The following is a 21054-nucleotide window of genomic DNA, read 5'->3' as shown; positions in this document are numbered from 1 at the left end:
CGATTTGCAGAAGGGAGTCACCCAGGTCATGTCGACCGATCACAGCTTTATCCTCAAACTGTCGTGCGCCGATCGGCCCGGCATTGTCCACGCGGTCTCGGGCTTTCTGTTCGAGCGCGGCAGCAATATTCTCGACTCCGCGCAATTCGGCGACAGCCATACCGGCGAGTTCTTCATGCGCGTGCATTTCCAGCAGGTCGGCGGCGATCCGGGGCTCGACGCGCTACGCAGCGAGTTCGGCACGCTTGCCGCACAGTTCGGTATGCAATGGGAACTGCATGATGCATCGGTGAAGCCGCGCATCGTGATCATGGTGTCGAAGATCGGGCATTGCCTGAACGACCTGTTGTTCCGCTATCGCACCGGCCAGTTGAACATCGAGATTCCGGCGATCATCTCGAATCACAAGGATTTTTATCAGCTCGCCGCGAGCTACGACATTCCGTTTCATCACTTTCCGCTCGGTTCGTCGAAGGCCGATGCGAAGGCTGCGCAGGAAGCACGCGTGCTCGAGGTGATCGACGAGCATCAGGCGGATCTGGTGGTGCTTGCGCGGTATATGCAGATTCTTTCGCCGCAGTTGTGCGATCGGCTCACGGGGCGGGCGATCAATATTCACCACTCGTTCCTGCCGAGCTTCAAGGGTGCGAAGCCGTACTACCAGGCGTTCGATCGCGGCGTGAAGCTGATCGGCGCGACCGCGCACTATGTGACCACCGATCTCGACGAAGGCCCGATCATCGAACAGGAAGTGGAGCGTGTCGATCACAGCATGACGCCGGATCAACTTACGGCGATTGGGCGCGATGTCGAATGCGTGACGCTTGCGCGCGCGGTGAAGTGGCACGTCGAGCACCGGATCGTGTTGAACGGTAGCAAGACGGTGGTGTTTCGCTAGAGCGGGTGGGCGTGGGCGTGGGCGGCTGCGGCGGCGCTTGGGTTGCGCCACCTACGCCACCTCGCACTCGCACTTTTACGCCGCGCGGTCGCCCGGAGTGCCTCGACGGGCGACGGCGAGACTCGCCAGGCCCTCGCGTTCCACGGCGGCGGTCGCAGCAGTTGTTGTGGCCACCGCGGTGGCCACTCCGGTGGCAACGGCAGTTGCCGGTTCACCCGACGGCCGTCCCGCATCTGCGTCAAGCCCGCGCCGCGCTTTCTGCGCATTGCTAACCTGACGGCTTCGCGCATTCATCTTCTTTAGCCAGATCAGCAGCCCGGTCACGCTCAGCACGGCAACGGCAACGCCGAGCGCACTGATCAGAATCCTTCCGCCTAAACCGACGATGCGCCCCGAGTGCAACGGAAACTGCGCCTGCATGAAGATATCGCCGGCCGTGCCTTTACCGGGAATGCTTTCGCTAGTCGTCTTGCCCGTTTGCCCATTCAGATAGATCCACGGGTTGCCGAGCCCGGTGCCGCCATGATCGTTGCCGGGCTCGAAAAATCCGACGCCATACGTATGCAATGTCGACGCGTAAAACAGCGCACCCGGCGGCTGCGCAATATGCCGCTCGGCGGCCACCTTGCGTGCGAGTTCGACGGCGCGCTCGCGGCTCAACGTCGGTTGGCCCGGCAACAGCGGGCCGGCTACTTCAGGATTGGTGAACGGCGACGGCGTCAGCCGCGAAAACAGCGACACGATCGGCCGCGCCACCTCGTTGCCGAGGTTCATCGACACAGAGGTGACAGCCATCATCAGCAGCAGGCCCCAGATCCATACGCCGCCCGAGCGATGCAGATCGAACGTCAGCGGATAGCCGCCGCGCTTCACGCGAAACACAAACGACTTGCGCCACGCCTTGAGACTCGGGAACGCCAACACCAGCGCAATCAGGCTGTCGAAAATCCACACGATGCCGACGCTGCCCATCAGCCACGTGCCGATATCGAAGCCACCCGCGAACGGCAAATGCAGCGTGTAGTGCAGCTTGTACAGGAACGGAATCAGGTTGAGCCGCGCGAGCGACACCGCACCCCATTGGCGGCGGCTCTGGATTTCACCGGTGGCGGGGTCGACGGCGATCTGATTGAAGTCGAGCTTGTACGGCTGCTGCGTGCGCGGGTCGTTGCGCGGCCACACCGTCATCTGCAGTGTGTGCCCCGGTTCGACGACCAGCGGCAGGTAGGTGACGTGCAGCCGCGGGTCTGCCGCCTCGACATGCTGCGCGAGTTCGAGCGGAGCGAGCGCCGGGCCGCCGTGGCTGCGCGCCTGATAGAACGACGGGTTCAGTGCCGCATCGAGTTCGTGATCCCATGCGATCACGGCGCCGGTCGAGCCGGCGACGAACAGGAACAGCGCGGTGGCGACGCCGAGCCAGCGGTGCAGGCGCACGAAGAGTAGCCTCATGCGCAATCCGCTCCGGCGGCGACGGTGAGCAAAACACACTTCATACGGCAGTTGATCCAGCTAAATGCGAATTGTTCGCATCTTAAGCGCCGGCTGCGGATGCCGCAAGACGTTTGTAAATTGAGATGGGAGAGCGTTGAGGGTATGCGTTCTGCTTAAGCCGCGCCGTGGAAAGCCGCGCGGATGCTGGCTCTGGTGGGTGGTGCGGCAAAATGTCGCATGCTTGCTGCATAAGCCGAAGCGGCCCGCGGCGCTTCGTTTCGCTAACACGCGCGCCGCGCCGCAGGTCGACTCAAGCCAACTCAAACCAGCCGCAAATAAATCAGCTCGCGCTTGATATACGCGTAAAACACCGGCGCCGCGATCACACCCGGAATACCGAACGCCGCTTCCATGATGAGCATCGCGATCAGCAGCTCCCACGCGCGCGCCTCGATCTGTCCACCGACGATGCGTGCGTTCAGGAAGTATTCGAGCTTGTGGATCAGGATCAGGAACACCAGCGCTGTTACCGCCGCCGGAAAGCTGACCGACAGCGCCACCGCGACGATCAGCGTATTCGAGATCAGATTGCCGATCACCGGCAGCAAGCCGACGATAAACGTGACGATCACCAGCGTCTTCGCGAGCGGCAGCGGCGCATGCAGCAGCGGCAGGAACAGCAGCAGGAAGATGCCGGTGAACACGGTATTGATCGACGAGATCTTCACCTGTGCGAACACGATGCGGCGGAACGCGTCGGCGAAACGCGCCACGCGCGTGCAGAACGCGGTGGACAGCGGCAGCCGTGTGACCTGCTTTTGCGCGCCGACCGCGACGATCGCGCCGATGATCATGCCGATCAGCACATGCGTGAAGCCGCGCGCCGCCATCTTGCCGCTCTGCTGCAGCATGCCGGCGTGGGTTTGCATCATCACCGCGGCTTTTTCCTTCATCTGCTCGGTATCGACCGGCAAGTACGTGGCAATGAACTGAGGGACCCGGCCGCGCGCCTGGTCGATCAGCTGCATCGCCTGATCGAGCAGCTTCTGCACGCTCGGCACATCGTGCTCGAAGTGCTCGGTGATGCCGATCGTCACGCCGGTCAGTACACCGACGATCACCGCCGACAGCCACACCACCGAAAGCCAGCGCGCCCACTGGCTCGACATGTGCCGCTCGATGCGCGGCGAGATCGTATGCACCAGCTGGAACACCAGCATGCCGGCGAGCAGCGCGCCGAGCAGTTGCAATTCGAGCACGGCCCACATCGCGAGCAAGGCCACCAGATAGCTGCCGATCTCGACAGCCGACAGCTTTGGCAGGCTCATGTCGCTGGTCAGCCTGACCGGGCGGGGGCGCAGATTTTGTACCGGCTTTTCGTCGGTCGCCTCGTTACGCTTGGTCATGGCTCAGTCTTGTCTCCAACCTCGGGGTTATGCGCTTTGCTTTGCAGCTCTCGATCGGCTTGCTGCCTTTGGCTTGTCGCTACCGGCCGCCGCTGCCTGCTGCGGCGCTGCCCGTTCGAGCAACGGCGCCAGATAACGGCCGGTAAAACTTGCCTTGGACTGCGCAACCTGCTCCGGTGTGCCTTGAGCGATGATCTGCCCGCCGCCGGCCCCGCCTTCCGGACCGAGATCGATGACCCAGTCGGCGGTTTTGATCACGTCGAGATTATGCTCGATGATCACCACCGTATTGCCTTGATCGCGTAGCCGATGGATCACTTCGAGCAGCAGCGCGATGTCGTGAAAGTGTAGCCCGGTAGTGGGCTCGTCCAGGATATAAAGTGTGCGGCCGGTATCACGTTTGCTCAGTTCGAGCGACAGCTTCACGCGCTGCGCCTCGCCGCCGGACAGCGTGGTGGCCGACTGGCCGAGCCGGATATAGCCGAGACCGACGTCGAGCAGCGTCTTCAGCTTGCGTGAAATTACCGGCACGGCCTTGAAGAACTCGTGCGCATGCTCGACAGTCATGTCGAGCACTTCGCTGATGTTCTTGCCTTTGTACTGCACCTCGAGCGTTTCGCGGTTGTAGCGCTTGCCGTGACACACGTCGCACGGCACGTAGACGTCCGGCAGGAAGTGCATCTCGACCTTCAGCACGCCGTCGCCCTGACAGGCCTCGCAGCGGCCGCCCTTCACGTTGAACGAGAAGCGGCCCGGGTCGTAGCCGCGTTCTTTCGCCGATGGCACGCCGGCAAACAGTTCGCGGATCGGCGTGAACAGGCCGGTGTAGGTAGCCGGATTCGAGCGCGGCGTGCGGCCGATCGGCGACTGATCGACGTTGATCACCTTGTCGAAGTGCTCGAGGCCTTCGATCGCTTCGTACGGCGCCGGTTCCGTGGATGAACCGTACAGGTGATGCGCGACCGCCTGATACAGCGTGTCGTTGATCAGCGTCGACTTGCCGGAGCCGGAGACGCCGGTCACGCAAGTCAACAAGCCCACTGGCAGATCGAGCGTGACGTGCCGCAGGTTGTTGCCGTAAGCCTCGACGATGCGCAAATGCCGTTCGTCCGGCTGCTTGCGATCTTGCGGATATTCGATACGGCGCGTGCCCGCCAGATACTGGCCGGTCATCGAAGCCGGGTCTGCCTGCACTTCGAGCGGCGTGCCCTCGGAGATGATCATGCCGCCGTGCTCGCCGGCGCCCGGCCCCATATCGACCACATAGTCGGCCATGCGGATCATGTCTTCGTCGTGCTCGACGACGATCACCGAATTGCCGAGATCGCGCAGGTGCTTGAGCGTGGAGATCAGCCGGTCGTTGTCGCGCTGGTGCAGGCCGATCGACGGCTCGTCGAGCACGTACATTACGCCGGTCAGGCCCGAGCCGATCTGCGACGCGAGCCGGATGCGCTGCGCCTCGCCGCCCGACAGCGTCTCGGCGCTGCGATCGAGCGACAGATAATCGAGCCCGACGTTGTTCAGGAACATCAGCCGCGCGACGATTTCCTTGATCACCTTGTCGGCGATATCGCGCTTTGCACCTTCGAGGCGCAGCGTCTGGAAATAGCCGAGCGTATCGCGCAGCGGCAAGCCGCTGATCTCATAGATGCCGCGCGCGTCTTCGTTGCTGCCGATGCGCACGAAGCGCGCCTCGCGACGCAGCCGCGTGCCTTCGCAAGCCGGGCAGGCCTGGTTGTTCTGGTATTTCGCGAGCTCTTCGCGCACCGCGACCGAATCGGTCTCGCGGTAACGCCGCTCCAGATTCGGGATGATCCCTTCGAACACATGCTCGCGCACCGACGTGCGGCCGCGCTCGTTGATGTACGAAAACGGAATGGTCTGCTTGCCCGAGCCGTACAGCAGCACCTTGCGGGTTTTTTCCGGCAGGTCTTCGAACGCGACGTCGATATCGAACTCGTAGAACGCCGCGAGGCTCTGCAGCATCTGGAAATAGAACTGGTTGCGTCGATCCCAACCCTTTACCGCACCGGCCGCGAGCGACAGCGACGGATGCGCGACCACGCGTTTCGGGTCGAAGAACGTGATCTGCCCAAGGCCGTCGCATTCCGGGCAAGCGCCCATCGGATTATTGAACGAGAACAGCCGCGGCTCGAGCTCCTGCAGCGAATAGGAGCAGATCGGACAGGCGAACTTCGAGCTGAAAAGATGCTCGTGGTTGGTATCCATTTCGAGCGCGATCGCGCGGCCGTCGGCCAGACGCAGCGCGGTTTCGAACGACTCGGCGAGGCGCTGCTTGACGTCCGCGCGCACTTTCAGCCGGTCGACCACGACGTCGATCGAATGCTTGTCGTTCTTCTTCAGCGCCGGCAATGAGTCCACTTCGTAGATCTTCGCGACGCCTTCGTTCGCGGTGCCGCCGCCCGAGCGCACCCGGAAACGGATGAAGCCTTGCGCCTGCATCGCCTCGAACAGATCGGCGTGCTCGCCCTTGCGGTTCGACACGACGGGCGCGAGGATCATCAGCTTGGTGTCTTCGGGCAGCGCGAGCGCCGCGTCGACCATCTGCGACACGCTTTGCGATTCGAGCGGAATGCCGTGATCCGGACAGTAAGGCGTACCGACGCGCGCATACAGCAAACGCAGATAGTCGTGAATCTCGGTGACGGTGCCGACTGTCGAGCGCGGATTGTGCGAGGTCGCCTTCTGCTCGATCGAGATCGCGGGCGACAGCCCTTCGATCAGATCGACGTCCGGTTTTTCCATCAATTGCAAAAATTGCCGGGCGTACGCCGACAGGCTTTCGACGTAACGCCGTTGCCCTTCCGCGTAGAGCGTGTCGAACGCGAGCGACGACTTGCCCGACCCCGACAGGCCGGTGATCACAATCAGCTTGTGACGCGGCAGGTCGAGATTGACGTTTTTCAGGTTGTGGGTGCGTGCCCCACGGATACGGATTTGTTCCATGAACCTGCGGGAAGAAGGGAAACTAAACCTGCTACTATAACGACTTTTCCAGACAGCCGTTATGGCTACTGGATCATGCCGAAAAGTGCGCCGAATCAAGCGTCTGCGGCATCGGTGCGGGCCTTGGCGGCAGGATCGGCGGCAAGGTCCCCGGCAAGATGGCTACGCAGTCCACAAGCTTGCGTTCCGTTAGCCGTCGAACCGTAAAGCGCGCGTTATAAACTGCGCTCGCGTCGTATATGGTGGCATCTGCGTTGTAAAAAAGCGCGGCATGGTGTGGCGGTGGCGCGCCGGCCCAACCAGCACGCCGCGCGTCCCACGTTCACCCGAAAAATTCCGTCGATGTCCAATCCGTCTGCCACTTCCACACGCATGAGCGCGTCCGAGTTGCGCGCGACCGTGTCGCTCGCGGCGATCTTCGCGTTGCGCATGCTGGGCCTGTTCATGATCATGCCGGTGTTCTCGGTATACGCGAAAACGGTGCCCGGCGGTGACAACCTGTTGCTCGTCGGTATCGCGCTCGGTGCTTACGGCGTCACGCAATCGCTGCTTTACATCTTCTACGGCTGGGTTTCCGACCGGGTCGGCCGCAAGCCGGTGATCGTCACGGGCCTGTTGATCTTCGCGCTCGGCAGCTTCGTTGCCGCATTCGCGCACGACATGACGTGGATCATCGTCGGGCGGGTGATTCAAGGGATGGGCGCGGTGTCGTCGGCAGTGATCGCGTTTATCGCCGACCTGACCGCCGAGGAGCATCGTACCAAGGCGATGGCGATGGTCGGCGGCTCGATTGGCCTGTCGTTCGCGGTGGCGATCGTCGGCGCACCGATCGTGTTCCATTGGGTCGGCATGAACGGGCTGTTCGCACTGGTCGGCGCGTTCTCGATTCTCGCGGTCGGCGTGGTGCTGTGGATCGTCCCCGATGCGCCCAAACCGGTGCATGTGCGCGCGCCGTTCGCCGAGGTTCTTCATAACGTCGAATTGCTGCGCCTGAATTTCGGTGTGCTGGTGTTGCACGCCACGCAGACCGCGCTGTTTCTCGTCGTGCCGCGCATTCTCGAAGACGGCGGCTTGCCGGTCCGCTCGCACTGGATGATCTATCTGCCGGTGATGGGCCTGTCGTTCGTGCTGATGGTGCCGGCCATCATCGCCGCCGAGAAGCGCGGCAAGATGAAAGTGGTGCTGGTCAGTGCAATCGGTCTTATCCTGATTGGCCAATTACTGTTGGGCGCTGCACCGCATACCATTCTGTCTGTGGCGGCTATCCTGTTCGTGTACTTCGTCGGCTTCAACATTCTCGAGGCTTCGCAGCCTTCGCTGGTGTCGAAGCTGGCGCCGGGCAATCGCAAGGGCGCGGCGGTCGGCGTCTATAACACCACGCAATCTATCGGCCTCGCGCTTGGCGGCGTACTCGGCGGCTGGCTGCTGAAAACGGATGGATCGAGCACGGTGTTCTACGCTTGTTCGGGGCTCGTTTTCTGCTGGCTTATAATCGCCGCAAACATGAAACAACCGCCGCGCAAGGCCTAGCCGCCGCCCGTAACGGCAATCGCAACAGAATCGAACCATCGCATAGGGGCGGGGTGGGCGTTGACGCTCATTCTGCTCGACATAGGAGAAACTCATGGCATCCGTAAACAAGGTCATTCTCGTCGGCAATCTCGGCGCCGATCCGGAAGTCCGTTACCTTCCGAGCGGCGACGCAGTGGCGAACATTCGGCTTGCCACGACTGACCGCTATAAAGACAAGACTTCGGGCGAAAACAAGGAAGTCACCGAGTGGCATCGCGTGTCGTTCTTCGGGCGCCTCGCGGAGATTGTGTCGGAATATCTGAAGAAAGGCTCGTCGGTCTATATCGAAGGGCGTATTCGCACCCGCAAGTGGCAGGCGCAGGACGGCACCGACCGTTACTCGACCGAAATCGTCGCCGACCAGATGCAGATGCTGGGTGGCCGAGGCGGCGCGGGCGGTGGTGGCGACGACGGTGGTTATCGCGAACCGGCTGAACGTAGCAGCGGTGGTGGTGGCGGTGGCGGCCGTGCGTCAGGTGGCGGCGGCGGCGCACGTAGCGGCGGCGGTGGCGGTGCGAGCCGTCCGAGCGCGCCGGCTGGTGGCGGCTTCGACGAAATGGACGACGATATTCCGTTCTAACAGCACTTCGTCTGCCGATGCAAGGAAGGCCCCGGGTTTCCCGGGGCTTTTTACTTTATGCCATCGATCCGACAGCCGCGCGGAGCCTCAGCGCTTGATCAGCGTAGCAACCGACACATGCGGCCACACCACGCCATCGAACACCAGCAGCACCGTCTGTGTGTACTGCAACTGCAGGAACCGACTGCCGTCCGGCCGCTGCAAGGTCTCGATCCAGAAGATCGAGTCCAGCTCGGTGGCATTGGCGTTCTTCACGATGAACGGGATGTTGACGAGCCCGCCGGAGTCCTTGGTGCTGACCGGCAGGTTGACGGTCTCGACCACCTTCAGCCCTTCCTCGGCCTGCCGGGCCAGCACATCGACGAGCGCCCGGTTGGGATTGTTCATGTCGAAGCCGGGCGGGAAATTGCCACCGTGCAGGTAAGGGTCGGTATAGCCGAGCGGCAGCGGCGCCCTTCCGGGTAACGGCGTCGGCAGCGTGCGCACGGGCGCGATGATCGGCGCGCGCGCCTCTCTGGAGGCGCGGCCCTGCGCCATCAGCGTATCGCCGTGCGGGACGGTGGACTGGCGCACGATGGTGCTCGGCGCATCCGGGTCGCTGGTGGCCGGCACGTTCAGCCAGAGGCCCGGCTCGATGTGAATGCCTTCGTCGGTGGCGGCGTCGCTGACCTGCTGCAGATAAGTCAGGCCGTAGATATCGATGTCGCCTTGCTCCGAGCCGCGGTTGGGCACCGGGCCGCCGATCGGCGTGAAGGTCAGCGTCTCGCGCGTGGCGTTGACGATCAGCCGAAAGATCCGGTCGTGCTGACGGTCCGGCACTGCGATCATGTTGAAGCCTCGGCCGGCCCATGTGCCGGCGAGATCGGCGAGCGGGCCGAGGGTTTCCACAGACTTCTCGATCGGCGCGGACGCGCGTTTATATAACAGGTCGCTCATTGATTTCCTCGGGGAATGTATTGGTATTGCTTGCCTGTGTGTGTCGACTACTCGTTGAAGCGTGAATGCGGTTTGACCCCGGCCCGCGGAGGTGTCCAGCAAGCCGGGTGATGCCGTGAAGTGCGGTTAGTGCAGTGAAGTGCCCGCGCCGCCTAGAGCGGGTCGATGCCGAACTTGTGCAGCACGAAATTGGCTGTCTGCAAGGCCCCTTCGACCCAGCCTTGCGCATCCGAATACGCCTCGCCGCAAATAAAGAGCGGCTTGTCGCCCATCGGCTGGGTGATCTGGTGCTTCACTTCCCAGCTTTTCACGCCGATGTTCCAGCTGTTCCAGCCGCCGCCGTACGGGTCGTCGCCCCAATCGCGGAACGCGGCGTTCTTGACCTCGGGCGTGTACGACAAGCCGTGCATCGTCGCGAGCTGACGCGCTATCTCCGCGACCATCCGCCTCGGCGCCTTGTAGCCGAACCACGGCAGCTCCTGCTCGTTGCCCGTGCCGCTGTCGTCGCCGATGAATGGATCGTCCACCTTCGCCACTTCAAGGTGGTTGCCCTTGTCGTCCTGGGTATGCTTGTGCCGCCGGCGCTGCGGGCGCAGGCCGTCCCAGAAGCCGATGTTGCTGCCGTCGTCGTAGCTCGCGAGCAGCATCGACGGACCGCTGGTCGACGGCAATCCGTCCGACTTCGGCCAGTAGTAGACCTGCCGCACCGGCAAGTCCGTCACCGACCGGCCCGACTCCAGCGGGTGGTAGGCGGTTTGCCCTTTGTCATCGGTGAGGTTGCCGCCCGCCGCGCGCCACCACGGAGTGGCATAGGTCGTGAACAGCTTGAACAACGGCCGCGGCGTCACGCTCGATGTCAGCTTCTGGATCTGCTCGAGCACCGGGCTGCTTTCTGCCAGCAGGTCGAGCGAGCGGCGCGGCATCGCGAGGATCACGTGTTTCGCGCGCACCCGCTTGCCCTGCGCCTTGAATTCGAACGCGCCATCCTGCCACTCGAGCTCCGACACCGATGCGCCGAGCCGTATCTCGCCGCCGGCCTTCTCGAAGAACGCGGCAACGGTCTTCGGCACCTGTTCGAAGCCCTTCTTGAAGCCCTTGTATTGCGGGTCGACGCCGAAGTCGGACAGGAACCACGGAATCGCATCGGCCGCGTTCCAGTTGGTCAGCGTCGTGTTGTAGCCGCCGGCATCGACACCGAGCTGATACGCCTCGCCGTCGATCACGCGCAGCAGCACGTTCCAGAAGCCCTGCTTGTGCAGCGGCACGTCGCCGAAGCTGGCGTTCTGCGCCATCTCCCGGCGCTCGTCCTCGCTTAAGCCCGCGGCGGTGATGCCCGGCACGATCTGCTCGATCGCATTGATGATGATCGCGCCCGCAGTCTCGCCGCGATCGAGGAACGACAGCTGATAAGGGACCTTGGCGGGCTCCTTCGTGAAGTCGGCCAGCCGCAGATGGACGCCGCGCAGATACGCGAGGTTCACCGGCTCGTCGACCGGGAACTTGTAGGTCTCGATATGCTGATTCGGCGGCAACTCGTGGTTGAGCGTCTTGATCAGCTTCGTGACGAGCGGCTGCACCGCCTCCAGGATGCGCATGCCGCCGAGTTCCGCGACCATGTCCGGGTTGTCCGGTGGCGCGACCGACAGCAGCCGTCCGCCGATGCGGTCGCTGCCTTCGAACACGACGATCTTGCGCTTCGAATCGGCCTGCTTCAGACGCCACGCGCTATAGACGCCGGAAACACCCGCGCCCACGATGGCGATGTCGATATGTTCGTCAGCCATGATCTGCTACCTCCTGATTGTCCGATGCTGATTAGGGGTGCTGCGATGCTGGGTGATGAACCGCGCGGCCCGCGCGCCGACGCGCCCGCTGCGGCGGACTGCGCCGCGTGCGGGAGCGGGGCGGTGCGGTGCTCAGAAAATCAGGCGCAGGTTCGGCAGAGTGGGCGGCCCGTCGCTATGCGCGGCCGATGCAGCCGACGCCGCCAGCGCGGCGGGCGCTTCCTGATGGAACACATCGAGCGGCGGCTGGGCGGCATAGCGCTGCAGCGCCTTGGCGGAGTCCGGCGGCTGCTTCGGCGTGGGCGGCAGATCCGGGTTGCCTGCGGTGCGCACGTCTAGCACGTAGGGCCGGCGCGACTGCAGCACATGGTCGATGCCGCGCTTCACGGCGGCATGGACACCCTCCGGATGCGTGACGATCTCGCCGGCCACGCCGCCCATCGCCTGCGCGATCGATACGAAGTCGAGTTCGGGCCGCTGGAGGCGCAGATAGTCGGGATCGGTCGTCTTCGGCTTCCAGCCGTAGTCGGGAGATTCGCCGTACGCCGCGATGACCTGCTGCAATCCGAGTTGCAGCGTGTGGTACTCGTGGTTATTGGTGACGATGTAGAGCACACCAAGCTCGCGATGGCCGGCGGTCCACCACGTCTGCGGATAGAACATCGACGAGCCGTCGCCGACTGCATTGACCACGAGGCTAGTCTCGATGTTCTGCCAGCCGTCCTGCTCGAGCTTGATGCCGAGCGAGGCCGGCATCGACCAGCCGAGCGAGCCGCCGCCGACGCAGTAATAGCTGATCGGCTCGGCCCCTTCGGTGCCGAGCGGCAGCAGGTACTGGAACGGCGCCGGATCGGAGACGGCTTCGTGCACGTAGACGAACTTCTTGCCAAGGCCACGTGCCTGGATCTCGCGACGCAGCGCGTCGGCGACCACGACGGCCCAGATCTCGTCCTGCTGCATCGCGGTCGACAGGTATTTGTCCCACGCGGCGCGCCGCGCGACATTCAGCTCGCGCAGCCGGCCGTTGCGCGCGCCGGCGCCGGCCGGCGGATTGCTGCGCACGAGGTCGTTGATCAGCGGCAGCGTGCTCTTGATGTCGCCGAACAGCGCAGCTTCACCGTAATAGTTCTTGCCGATGTCCCACGTGTTGTTGGTCAGGTAGACCAGCTTGACGTGCGGCGGGATCAGCGGGCCGTTGGAGTATTTGAAGATCGTCACCTGCGCCTGATTGCTGAATCCGACCAGGAAGGCGACGTCGTGCGCGGCGAAAGTCTGCTGAACGGCCTGCTGGGTACCGGGCAGTTCGCCTTGCCAGTGGTAATCGTCGTTCGGAAAGTTGGCGAGGCTGCTGAAGCTTTGCAGCAGCACCGGCGCGCCGGTCAGTTCGGCAAGCTGCTGAAGCTCCTGCCACGCGCCCGCATAACCAACCGCATCGCCGCCGACGATCAGCGGATTCTTCGCCTGCGCAAGCAGTGTGGCCGCCGCGCAAATCGACTCGGAATCCGCGGTGAAGCGCGGCGAGATCTGCGTGATGCCGGGCAAGCGGTCCGCGTCGCCGATGCGGCGCATCGTGAACTCCCACGGAATCGACACGAACACCGGCCCGGCGGGCGGCGCCATCGCCTCCTTGAACGCACGTTGCAACACCAGCGGCAACTCTTCGGCGGCGCGCACTTCATGCGCCCACTTCGTGTACTGCCGCGCGATGTCGACGAGATTGGAGGCGAGCAGCGGCTCCTGGGTCACCAGCTCGTTCTGCTGCTGGCAGCAGAGGATCACGAGCGGCGCCTGCGAGCGCGCCGCATTGAACAGATTGCCGACCGCATGCGCGATGCCGGGCGTGACATGGACCACCACCACGCCGGGCTTGTTCGTCATCCGCGCCGAGCCCATCGCCGCACCGATGGCGATATTCTCGTGCAGGCACTCGATGTACTGGACTTGATTCTCGGGATACGACGTGCCGTCGATAATCGGAATCTCGTTGGTTCCCGGCACGCCGAAAATATAGTGGATGCCTAGCTCGCGCAATGCATCGAATACGTAGTCGCGTGCCCAGCGCGGTTGCTGCCCGTCAGACTCGCTTGCCATGAAGCCCCCGAATGAGTTTTATTTCCGGCGATTGGCGCGGCGGGCGTCGATTGGCCATGCCGCGATCAAGCTTGATTACGGATGCGGATATGTCTTATGGGTTTTTTGTTTCTGCTTTTATTTCTGATTTTTTGGCTTGCCGCTGAATTGCGCCATTACAGCATCGCGAGTCCAGACACGTAACTACAAGCTCTGCTAGTGAGTCTCATCGAAAATCGCCGCTGGTATTCCCAGCGGATATTCGTACTGTTTGAGTGCGTGATTTGCCGTCAGTCTTCTTGCTGGCGACACAGCAGGCTCTGCCGGGCATTGGCATTGCCTTGCTGATGTCGAAAGAAAAGGTGTGGCTTTTCTGTTTGCGTTCGGCCCGATTATATTCAGAGGAATCGGGTCTTCTCTGTAGCGCAAATGGGCTACTTGACAGACGGTTCCGCACGCATGAGGTCCGGGCCGTTTGTGATTGGCGTCATCGTCGTAGACGACGCACTTGATGCCGGTTCTTTTATCTGGCCGCGCCCGTTGCTTTGCGTGCACCCTTGCGCATCTGCTTGTGTCGATACATCGCGGCGTCCGCCAGCTCCAGTGCCTGATCTACCGAAACGAAGCGCACCGCGACCACGCCCGCACTGACGCCCGCATACGCGATCTCTTTCTGCCGCAGCATATAGCGGCCGCTGGTGGCGCTCACCGCGCGCTCGCTCAGCGCCGTCGCTGTCCGGTTCGCATCATTCAGATCGACAGGCCCGGGCCCGATCAGCGCGAACTCGTCGCCCCCCACGCGCGCCAGCATGTCGGTATCGCGCGCGACCCCTACCAGGCGCTGCGTGCAGGCCTTCAGAAATGCGTCGCCGGCCACGTGGCCATGCGTATCGTTGATCTGCTTGAAGTCGTCGAGATCGATCATGCCGACCATCACATACGAGCCATCGCGCGCGGCCCTTGCCAGCAGCCGGCCCAATTCGTCGCGCAGCGCGCGGCGGTTCGGCAAGCCGGTCAGCGAATCGGTCAGTGCGAATTTCGCCAGATATTCGTTCGACTGGCGTAGCTCGCCGAGCAGCCGCTCGCGTTCGACATGCTGGGCGATCAGCTTCGAGAACAGATTGAGTGCGCTGCGCGCCCGCGGGCCCAATTCCTCGCTGCGCTTGCTGGCCGCGCACAGCGTGCCGATCACCGCGCCATTGCTGTCGAGCACCGGCGCGCTCGCATAGGTCGTGATGCCGAGTGCGCGCGCCGCGTCCGAATCAGGCCATAGCTGGTTGACATCGGACGTGAAGCGCCGGCCTTCTTCGAGGCAGCGCTTGCACAGCGTATCGGACCAGGGCACCGCGAGCCCTTCGGGGATCTGCAACGCGCCGACATTGCGTGCGAAGTCGACGTTCTGCACGCCGGCTTCTTCATCGATCGACGTCAGGTAGGTGGATTCGAGACCGGTGACCACCTCGAGCATTTCGAGTAGCGGTCTCGCGAGTTGTTCAAGATTTTGCGCCGCGGCGACCGATTCGGACAATCGCTCGAGGATCTTTTCCATGGGCCTTTTAACGTAGTGTCTGCCAATACGACCATTCTAACTGCGCCTTTTACCAGGACAAATTTCAGGCTGTTTGCGCCCGTTTAGTATCGCGCAGGACTTGCGTCGGATTGCTGAATGCGGAATTTCAAAATTCATTAAGAGTCGCGCTAGTCCCTCAGGTGCGCGACATGTGTCGGTAACGAAATTGTCACTCCGACTTCATAGACTCTCGGCCAATTTAAATGACACTCGTGTCAAGCAACGGAGTCACCCCCCAATGTCGGTAAAGTCTGCACCAATCGCAAAAATTTCCGTCGGTACTGCAGCGGTTTCTACCGCTGTGTTGCTGTCGGCCTTGCTGTCCGCATGCGGCGGCGATAACAACAACGGTAATGCCAGCAGCACCGCAAGCGTCGCTGCTCCCGCGCCGCCGCCCGATCGCGGTTTTGTGGAGACCGCGCCGATTCCGGCGGTACCGGCCTTCGTCGACAATATCGCCACCAACCAGCGCGGCGACGCGCGCTTCGCCACGCTCGACACCAATGCCGGCGTACGCATTGCGTCGCGTTTTCTCGACCTGTGGCAACCGCTGACGCTGCTGGTCGACGCCGGCGTGACCGCGCCTGCGAACGGCACCTTCCCGGCGATCGTGCCTTCGACGTGGACCGGCCTGCCGAACGACGGCACGCCCGGCGGCACGATTCTGAATGCGCCGGTGCTGACGCAGAACATCCAGTTTGCGGTCACCGAAACGACCAATCGCACCCAGGCGCAAGCCGACGCAGCTTACTTCGACGACCGCCGCGGCAAAGGCTTCAGCGTGACGGACGGCATGGGCCCGCTGACCGATGCATGGCGCGCCGCCGCGCAGCAAACCACCACCATCACATCGATCCCGGCGAACGCGACCACCACGCTGTTCAACGACACCGGCAACAACATCGGCGTCGGCAGCACCGGCAACGCGACGTTCGGCCAGGTGGTCGATCTGCTGTCGGCGATGGGCAATAACGCATCGACGGAACCGCCGAAGCGCTTCTACAAGTACGCGCGCCCGTACCGCTGGAGCACCAGCGTGATCGTCGATCCGACCTTGGTGCCGGCGGAAAGCGCCGACCCGACCACCGACGGCGGCTTCCTCAGCGGACACGAAGCCGAGGCGATGCGCGATTCGCTGACGATGGCCTATGTGCTGCCGGAGCGCGCTGGCGAAATGGTGTCGCGCGGCCTGGAACTCGGCGAGAACCGCATCCTTGCCGGTATGCACTCGCCGCTCGACGTGATGGCGGGCCGCATGTTCGCGATCGCCTGCGCGGCGGCGAACCTGAACGATCCGGCCAATGCGACGCTGAAGTCGGGAGCGCTGACGCAGGCGCATACCGCGCTCGAGCAAGCCACTGGCACGACGCCGGCCAACTTCCTCGCGTTTGCCCATTCGGCTACGACGGAAACCGACCGCTTCGCCAACTACGCGACGAACAAGGCCGAAAACATCCGCCGCCTGACCTTCGGCTTCGCGCAGATCGAATCGACGGATGCGCCGCCGCTGGTGCCGAAGGGCGCCGAAGTGCTGCTCGAGACACGCTATCCGTACCTGAGCGCGGACCAGCGCCGCGTGGTGCTGAAGACGACCGAACTCGCGTCGGGCTACCCGGTGCTGGACGATTCGGAAGGCTGGGGCCGGCTCGATATGTTCGCGGCGATGTATGGCTACGGGCAGTTCAACGGCGACGTGGTGGTGGCGATGGACGCGACGCAGGGCGGCTTCAGCGCCAGCGATACATGGCTCAACGACATCTCGGGGAGCGGCAAGCTGACGCTGCAGGGCACCGGCACGTTGGAACTGGCGGGCAACAACACGTATTCGGGCGGCTCGCAGGTGACCGGCGGCACGCTGGAAGCCGGTTCGGCAGGCGCGTTCGGCACGGGTGACGTGTTTGTCGGCGCGGGTTCGGCGGTGATCGCGGCGGCGGCGGCTCCCGTGACGGTCGCAGGCAAGCTGACGATGCTGCCGAACACCACGCTGCAGCTCGACGTGGACGGAACCGGCGGCGGCCAATTGCGCGTCGGCGGACAGTTGACGATCGCCGGCAGCACGCTGCACGTGAGCTTTGCCAACGGCTTCACGCCGAAGGTGGGCGACACGATCCAGCTGATCCAGGGTTCGGCCGGCACGCAGCAGTTTGGCGCGGTGACGGTGGATGGTTTCAAGGCAACCGCGAACTACCAGAACGGCATGGTTACGATCCATCTGGATTCGTAATTCGGAGCGGCGACAGCGCGTGCGCGGGCAGTCAGCGCAGTCGCTGCAGCGGCGGCTACCGTAGCCTGCGCACGCGGCTTCAACGCCATTTCAACCCAGCCTTTGCCGCATCCACTGCGCGGTATCACACACCGTGATACCGCGCGGCGCATTGAAGCTTTTCCGCTTGTCCCACGCGATGCCCTTTCCTGCGGCGAACACCACGCGCTACTTCTTCAACGAATCGCTGGGATCGGCGACCAGTTCGCGCTGCAGTTCAGCTACGGTCCATGCCATGGAAAGTAGCGCTTGATCCGCGCAGCCCATGCGTTGCGCGATCACCGATGTAAGATGGCCGCGATCGACGCAGGCCCTATCCGCAAAAAACACCCCCTCCATGGACAAACTACAGGCGATGACGCTGTTCATTCGCGTCGTCGAAGCGCAAAGCTTCAGCAAGGCGGCTGGGACGCTGTCGATGCCGCGCTCGTCGGTGACGACCGCGATCAAGAATCTCGAGCAACAGCTCGGCGCCGTGCTGCTTCGCCGCAGTACGCGCACGCTGAGCCTGACCGACGCGGGCGAGCGCTATTACGCGTCGTGTCGCGCGATCCTCGCGGACATCGCGCAAGCGGAGCAAGACCTCGCGGGAAACGCCAGCGTGCCGCGCGGCCGCGTTCGTGCTGACATGCCGGGCGCGCTCGGCCGCGCCGTGGTGCTGCCGCGGCTGCAGGAATTCGACGAGCGCTATCCGGACATCGAACTGATCCTCGGCATGAACGACCGCCCGCTCGACCTGACTTACGACGGCGTCGACTGCGCGATCCGCACGGGCGAGCTGGCCGATTCGACACTGGTCGCGCGTCCGCTTGGACGATTGAACTGGGTGACGTGTGCGTCGCCGCTGTATCTGAAGCAGCGTGGCGAGCCGGTGGCGCTGAATGAGCTCGGCGCTCATCGCGTGATCAATTACGTGTCGAATGCGTCGGGCCGGCCGTTGGAATGGCGCTTCACCGAGAACGGCAAGCCCGTGTCATTGGCATTGCCTGGCCGCCTCGCGATCAACGAGACCGACGCGTATCTGCAATGCGGGCTCGAAGGGCTGGGGATGATCCAGCTATCGGAGTTTGTCGCGTGGCCGTATCTGAAGACCGGCAGGTTGCGCGAAGTGCTGGGCGAGCAGCGCGCGGCGCCGGTGCAGGTGTCGATCGTCTACGCGGACGGCAAGCACGCGAGCACCGCGGTGCGGGCTTTCATCGACTGGATCGTCGAGATCTTTTCCGAGGACGAGCGGATGCGTCTGTGAGGGGCAGCCGGGGCGGGCGGCGGCCGTAGCCGCAAGCCGTCGTCGCCGCGGTCCAGGACGCGACCAACGCGGAGCTCACCCTATGCGCGAGCCCAAAAGCCAAAGCGCCGGCGCATTGAACCAATGCGCCGGCGCTGTCGGGACAAGCAATACAACAACAGCCGCAGCGATAACCACTCAGGTCGCCATCGCGCCGCCGCAACTACGACGCGTTCTGCGGTGCGAACGCCCCGGTCGGCGCTGCGTCGCTTTCGGTATCGCCGGGCGGTTCGCCCAGATACGGCCGGTCCGGCCGGATCCAGTGCGCGGCGATCGGGCCAAGCACCAGGAAGCAGATCGACAGCGCGAACACCGGCTGCCACGTATGCAACGCATCGACCAGCCAGCCGACCAGCGGCGGCGACACCGAAGCCGCAATCCCGAGCCCGGTATTCATGATGCTGCTCGAGGTCGCCGCATGATTCGGCGCGAGATCCATTGCGACTGCCCACAGCGGCGCCGTCACGAGTTCCGACAGGAACAACGCCGCAGCCAGCGACAGTGCCGCCATCGTCGGCGACGGATTCAGGAACATCGGGATGAAGAACACGATCGGTGCGAGAAAGCCGATCGTGATCATCGTCTGGCGCGCGCGACGGATGTTGCCGGTGCGTTTGAGCATCAGGTCGCTCAACGTGCCGCCGAGCGTGGTGCCCACCACGCCGCTCAGGAAGATGCCCGAGCTGAACACCGCCGAGTGCTTGATGTTCAGGTGATACGCCTGCGAGAAGAACGACGGCATCCAGTTCAGGAAGAACCACAGGATCCAGCCGTGACAGAAGCTCACCACGGTTGCCGGCCACAGCGCGCGCAGCAGCGGGCCCCAGCGCATCGGTACGCGCTGCTTGCTGACTTTCTCCGGCAAACGCGCGAGATCTTCAGCCGTGATGCCCGGATGGTCGGCGGGATTGTCGCGGTAGTACCAGACCCACAGTGCGACCCACGCCAGGCTCACGAAGCCCAGAATCACGAACGCCATGTGCCATGACGACGCGCTGATCAGCGCTGCCAGCACGATCGGCGTCGACGCATTGCCGAGGCGCGCGCATGCGTGCGTGATGCCTTGCGCGAAGCCGCGCTGATCCGGCTTCATCCACGAATTCAGCGCGCGAGCCGCGGCGGGCACGATCGGGCTTTCGCCGAGACCCACCACGAAGCGCGCCAGCATCAGCGTGACGAAACCGCCGGCGAGGCCGGTCAGCAACGTACCGACGCCCCACAGCACGCCGCAGATCGCCAGCATCTTGCGGGCGCCGAGCTTGTCGCCGATAAAGCCGCCCGGGATCATCGCGAGCGCGTACGTGATCGCGAACGCGGAGAACACCATGCCGAGCTGCGAGTTGCTCAGCTGCAGATCGTGCCGGATCGCCAGCGCGGCGGTGGAAATATTGGTACGGTCGATGTACATCACGAACGACATGACGCACAGCACTAGCAGAACGCCAGTCGTAGCGGAAAACCGTCTTCGCGGGCGAGTTGATACCACCATTGTCTCTCTCCATGCGCGCATCGATGGGGATGAACGCGCCGTTGCGACTGCCTGCGCCGTCGTCCGCGCGGCGCTTTCCGTCGAAACGGGCAGCGCGGCGCGGCACGGCATGGGTTGCTGCAACTCTGCTTGCCCGTGCTTGCGGCACGGGCGACGCGGCCGGCTGCGTCGTGTGAATCAGATCTTATCGGGTTGCCGGCGCGCGTGTTCCTGCTGCGCTGCTTACTCCAGCACGGCGCCGTGGACGCCTGCTGCGAGCGTTTCCTTTTCCCAGCGCTTCATCGGCACGACTTCAGCGACCGGGCCGTTCGGCGAACGGAACTTCACCGGCAGGTGACCCGGAGCCGTCAGGATCTCGCCGCCGTTTGCCTTGATCTCCGCGATGAATGCATCGAGGTCTTCCACTTCCATGCCGATGTGGTGAATGCACGGTGCGCCGGCTGCGAAATTCGCTTCGTCCGAGTTGTCCGATTCGTACTTGATCAGCGTCAGGTCCATGTAGCCGTCGGTCAGGTGATGCGAGATGTGATCGCCGTTCTTGCCCTTACGCAGCACCGTGTTGACGTGCTTGTAGCCGAACACGTTCTCATAGAACGCGCGCTCTTTCTCGACGTCTTCAACCTTGAAAGCAATGTGTTTGATGAAATTCGGCATGGGGGATCTCCTTATGATGGGCGCGCAGAACAGGTAGCGCGATGTGAAGAAGTCTACGGCGAGCGTTTGCGTGCGTCAACCGAATCATTCGAATGATTCGGTTGAATTAAGGGAAAGTCCCAGGATGAAGGGGCGTGTTGCAGGTCACC

16 protein-coding genes are annotated in these 21054 nt (G+C 63.4%); 6 read left to right on the top strand and 10 right to left on the bottom strand.

Features of this window, described 5'->3' with window-relative positions:
* Positions 1–28: 28 nt before the first annotated feature.
* The gene (gene purU, locus ACYVNQ_RS24220) at positions 29–898 is read left to right on the top strand and encodes a formyltetrahydrofolate deformylase (protein WP_460905334.1); all 870 of its coding nucleotides are present in this window, start codon (positions 29–31) and stop codon (positions 896–898) included.
* 75 nt (positions 899–973) lie between these two features.
* Here purU and ACYVNQ_RS24215 read toward each other — a convergent pair whose 3' ends face one another.
* From ACYVNQ_RS24215 to uvrA, 3 genes are all read right to left on the bottom strand, one after another.
* Positions 974–2347 carry a PepSY-associated TM helix domain-containing protein gene (locus tag ACYVNQ_RS24215; protein WP_460905331.1) on the bottom strand — a complete coding sequence of 458 codons (1374 nt, stop codon included), beginning with the start codon at positions 2345–2347 and terminating at the stop codon, positions 974–976.
* Positions 2348–2649: 302 nt separating this feature from the next.
* Positions 2650–3735: an AI-2E family transporter gene (locus ACYVNQ_RS24210; RefSeq protein WP_460905329.1), complete on the bottom strand. Its 1086-nt coding sequence runs from the start codon at positions 3733–3735 to the stop codon at positions 2650–2652.
* 27 nt (positions 3736–3762) lie between these two features.
* The gene (gene uvrA, locus ACYVNQ_RS24205) at positions 3763–6702 is read right to left on the bottom strand and encodes an excinuclease ABC subunit UvrA (RefSeq protein ID WP_460905326.1); all 2940 of its coding nucleotides are present in this window, start codon (positions 6700–6702) and stop codon (positions 3763–3765) included.
* Between the two features lie 342 nt (positions 6703–7044).
* Here uvrA and ACYVNQ_RS24200 point away from each other — a divergent pair, with 342 nt between their 5' ends.
* Both ACYVNQ_RS24200 and ACYVNQ_RS24195 read left to right on the top strand, forming a co-directional pair.
* Positions 7045–8232 (top strand): MFS transporter, encoded by a 1188-nt coding sequence (locus ACYVNQ_RS24200; RefSeq protein WP_460905324.1) that lies wholly within the window; start codon positions 7045–7047, stop codon positions 8230–8232.
* A gap of 94 nt (positions 8233–8326) precedes the next feature.
* A complete protein-coding gene (locus ACYVNQ_RS24195; protein ID WP_460905321.1) occupies positions 8327–8854 on the top strand; it encodes a single-stranded DNA-binding protein in 528 nt (175 codons plus the stop codon).
* Positions 8855–8941: 87 nt separating this feature from the next.
* Here the strand turns inward: ACYVNQ_RS24195 and ACYVNQ_RS24190 are convergent, their stop codons facing one another.
* The 3 genes from ACYVNQ_RS24190 to ACYVNQ_RS24180 all read right to left on the bottom strand — a co-directional run bounded on the left by ACYVNQ_RS24190 (position 8942) and on the right by ACYVNQ_RS24180 (position 13665).
* Positions 8942–9790, bottom strand: a complete 849-nt coding sequence (locus ACYVNQ_RS24190; RefSeq protein WP_460905319.1) for a heme-binding protein — start codon at positions 9788–9790, stop codon at positions 8942–8944.
* A 152-nt stretch (positions 9791–9942) separates the two neighbouring features.
* Entirely contained in the window at positions 9943–11574 is a 1632-nt protein-coding gene (locus ACYVNQ_RS24185; RefSeq protein WP_460905316.1) for a flavin monoamine oxidase family protein, read from the bottom strand.
* Between the two features lie 132 nt (positions 11575–11706).
* The gene (locus ACYVNQ_RS24180) at positions 11707–13665 is read right to left on the bottom strand and encodes a thiamine pyrophosphate-binding protein (protein WP_460905314.1); all 1959 of its coding nucleotides are present in this window, start codon (positions 13663–13665) and stop codon (positions 11707–11709) included.
* 11 nt (positions 13666–13676) lie between these two features.
* Between ACYVNQ_RS24180 and ACYVNQ_RS24175 the strand changes: the two genes are divergently transcribed.
* A complete protein-coding gene (locus ACYVNQ_RS24175) occupies positions 13677–13811 on the top strand; it encodes a hypothetical protein (RefSeq protein WP_460905311.1) in 135 nt (44 codons plus the stop codon).
* 356 nt (positions 13812–14167) lie between these two features.
* Here ACYVNQ_RS24175 and ACYVNQ_RS24170 read toward each other — a convergent pair whose 3' ends face one another.
* Entirely contained in the window at positions 14168–15193 is a 1026-nt protein-coding gene (locus ACYVNQ_RS24170; RefSeq protein WP_460905309.1) for a sensor domain-containing diguanylate cyclase, read from the bottom strand.
* Between the two features lie 259 nt (positions 15194–15452).
* Between ACYVNQ_RS24170 and ACYVNQ_RS24165 the strand changes: the two genes are divergently transcribed.
* Entirely contained in the window at positions 15453–17438 is a 1986-nt protein-coding gene (locus ACYVNQ_RS24165; protein WP_460905306.1) for an acid phosphatase, read from the top strand.
* Positions 17439–17645: 207 nt separating this feature from the next.
* Here the strand turns inward: ACYVNQ_RS24165 and ACYVNQ_RS24160 are convergent, their stop codons facing one another.
* Complete coding sequence (locus tag ACYVNQ_RS24160; protein ID WP_460906112.1) at positions 17646–17846, bottom strand: hypothetical protein; 201 nt, start codon at positions 17844–17846, stop codon at positions 17646–17648.
* Here ACYVNQ_RS24160 and ACYVNQ_RS24155 point away from each other — a divergent pair.
* Positions 17815–18723 (top strand): LysR family transcriptional regulator, encoded by a 909-nt coding sequence (locus ACYVNQ_RS24155; protein WP_460905304.1) that lies wholly within the window; start codon positions 17815–17817, stop codon positions 18721–18723. The genes ACYVNQ_RS24160 and ACYVNQ_RS24155 overlap by 32 nt on opposite strands.
* A gap of 202 nt (positions 18724–18925) precedes the next feature.
* Here ACYVNQ_RS24155 and ACYVNQ_RS24150 read toward each other — a convergent pair whose 3' ends face one another.
* Positions 18926–20182, bottom strand: coding sequence for an MFS transporter (locus tag ACYVNQ_RS24150; protein ID WP_460905301.1), 1257 nt, complete (start codon positions 20180–20182; stop codon positions 18926–18928).
* Between the two features lie 291 nt (positions 20183–20473).
* Positions 20474–20905 (bottom strand): VOC family protein, encoded by a 432-nt coding sequence (locus ACYVNQ_RS24145; protein WP_460905299.1) that lies wholly within the window; start codon positions 20903–20905, stop codon positions 20474–20476.
* Positions 20906–21054: the final 149 nt, after the last annotated feature.

It is taken from the genome of Paraburkholderia jirisanensis, from assembly GCF_054782355.1.
Note: the sequence above shows the minus strand (reverse complement) of the source record. Positions and strands in the feature narration are given on the sequence as shown.

Coding starts and splice junctions, on each gene's coding strand:
- uvrA (WP_460905326.1), bottom strand. CDS start 6,702: ATGGAACAAATCCGTATCCGTGGGGCACGCACCCACAACCTGAAAAAC.
- ACYVNQ_RS24215 (WP_460905331.1), bottom strand. CDS start 2,347: ATGAGGCTACTCTTCGTGCGCCTGCACCGCTGGCTCGGCGTCGCCACC.
- ACYVNQ_RS24155 (WP_460905304.1), top strand. CDS start 17,815: ATGGACAAACTACAGGCGATGACGCTGTTCATTCGCGTCGTCGAAGCG.
- ACYVNQ_RS24195 (WP_460905321.1), top strand. CDS start 8,327: ATGGCATCCGTAAACAAGGTCATTCTCGTCGGCAATCTCGGCGCCGAT.
- ACYVNQ_RS24190 (WP_460905319.1), bottom strand. CDS start 9,790: ATGAGCGACCTGTTATATAAACGCGCGTCCGCGCCGATCGAGAAGTCT.
- ACYVNQ_RS24150 (WP_460905301.1), bottom strand. CDS start 20,182: ATGTCGTTCGTGATGTACATCGACCGTACCAATATTTCCACCGCCGCG.
- ACYVNQ_RS24175 (WP_460905311.1), top strand. CDS start 13,677: ATGAGTTTTATTTCCGGCGATTGGCGCGGCGGGCGTCGATTGGCCATG.
- ACYVNQ_RS24210 (WP_460905329.1), bottom strand. CDS start 3,735: ATGACCAAGCGTAACGAGGCGACCGACGAAAAGCCGGTACAAAATCTG.
- purU (WP_460905334.1), top strand. CDS start 29: ATGTCGACCGATCACAGCTTTATCCTCAAACTGTCGTGCGCCGATCGG.
- ACYVNQ_RS24145 (WP_460905299.1), bottom strand. CDS start 20,905: ATGCCGAATTTCATCAAACACATTGCTTTCAAGGTTGAAGACGTCGAG.
- ACYVNQ_RS24200 (WP_460905324.1), top strand. CDS start 7,045: ATGTCCAATCCGTCTGCCACTTCCACACGCATGAGCGCGTCCGAGTTG.
- ACYVNQ_RS24165 (WP_460905306.1), top strand. CDS start 15,453: ATGTCGGTAAAGTCTGCACCAATCGCAAAAATTTCCGTCGGTACTGCA.
- ACYVNQ_RS24160 (WP_460906112.1), bottom strand. CDS start 17,846: ATGAACAGCGTCATCGCCTGTAGTTTGTCCATGGAGGGGGTGTTTTTT.
- ACYVNQ_RS24170 (WP_460905309.1), bottom strand. CDS start 15,193: ATGGAAAAGATCCTCGAGCGATTGTCCGAATCGGTCGCCGCGGCGCAA.
- ACYVNQ_RS24180 (WP_460905314.1), bottom strand. CDS start 13,665: ATGGCAAGCGAGTCTGACGGGCAGCAACCGCGCTGGGCACGCGACTAC.
- ACYVNQ_RS24185 (WP_460905316.1), bottom strand. CDS start 11,574: ATGGCTGACGAACATATCGACATCGCCATCGTGGGCGCGGGTGTTTCC.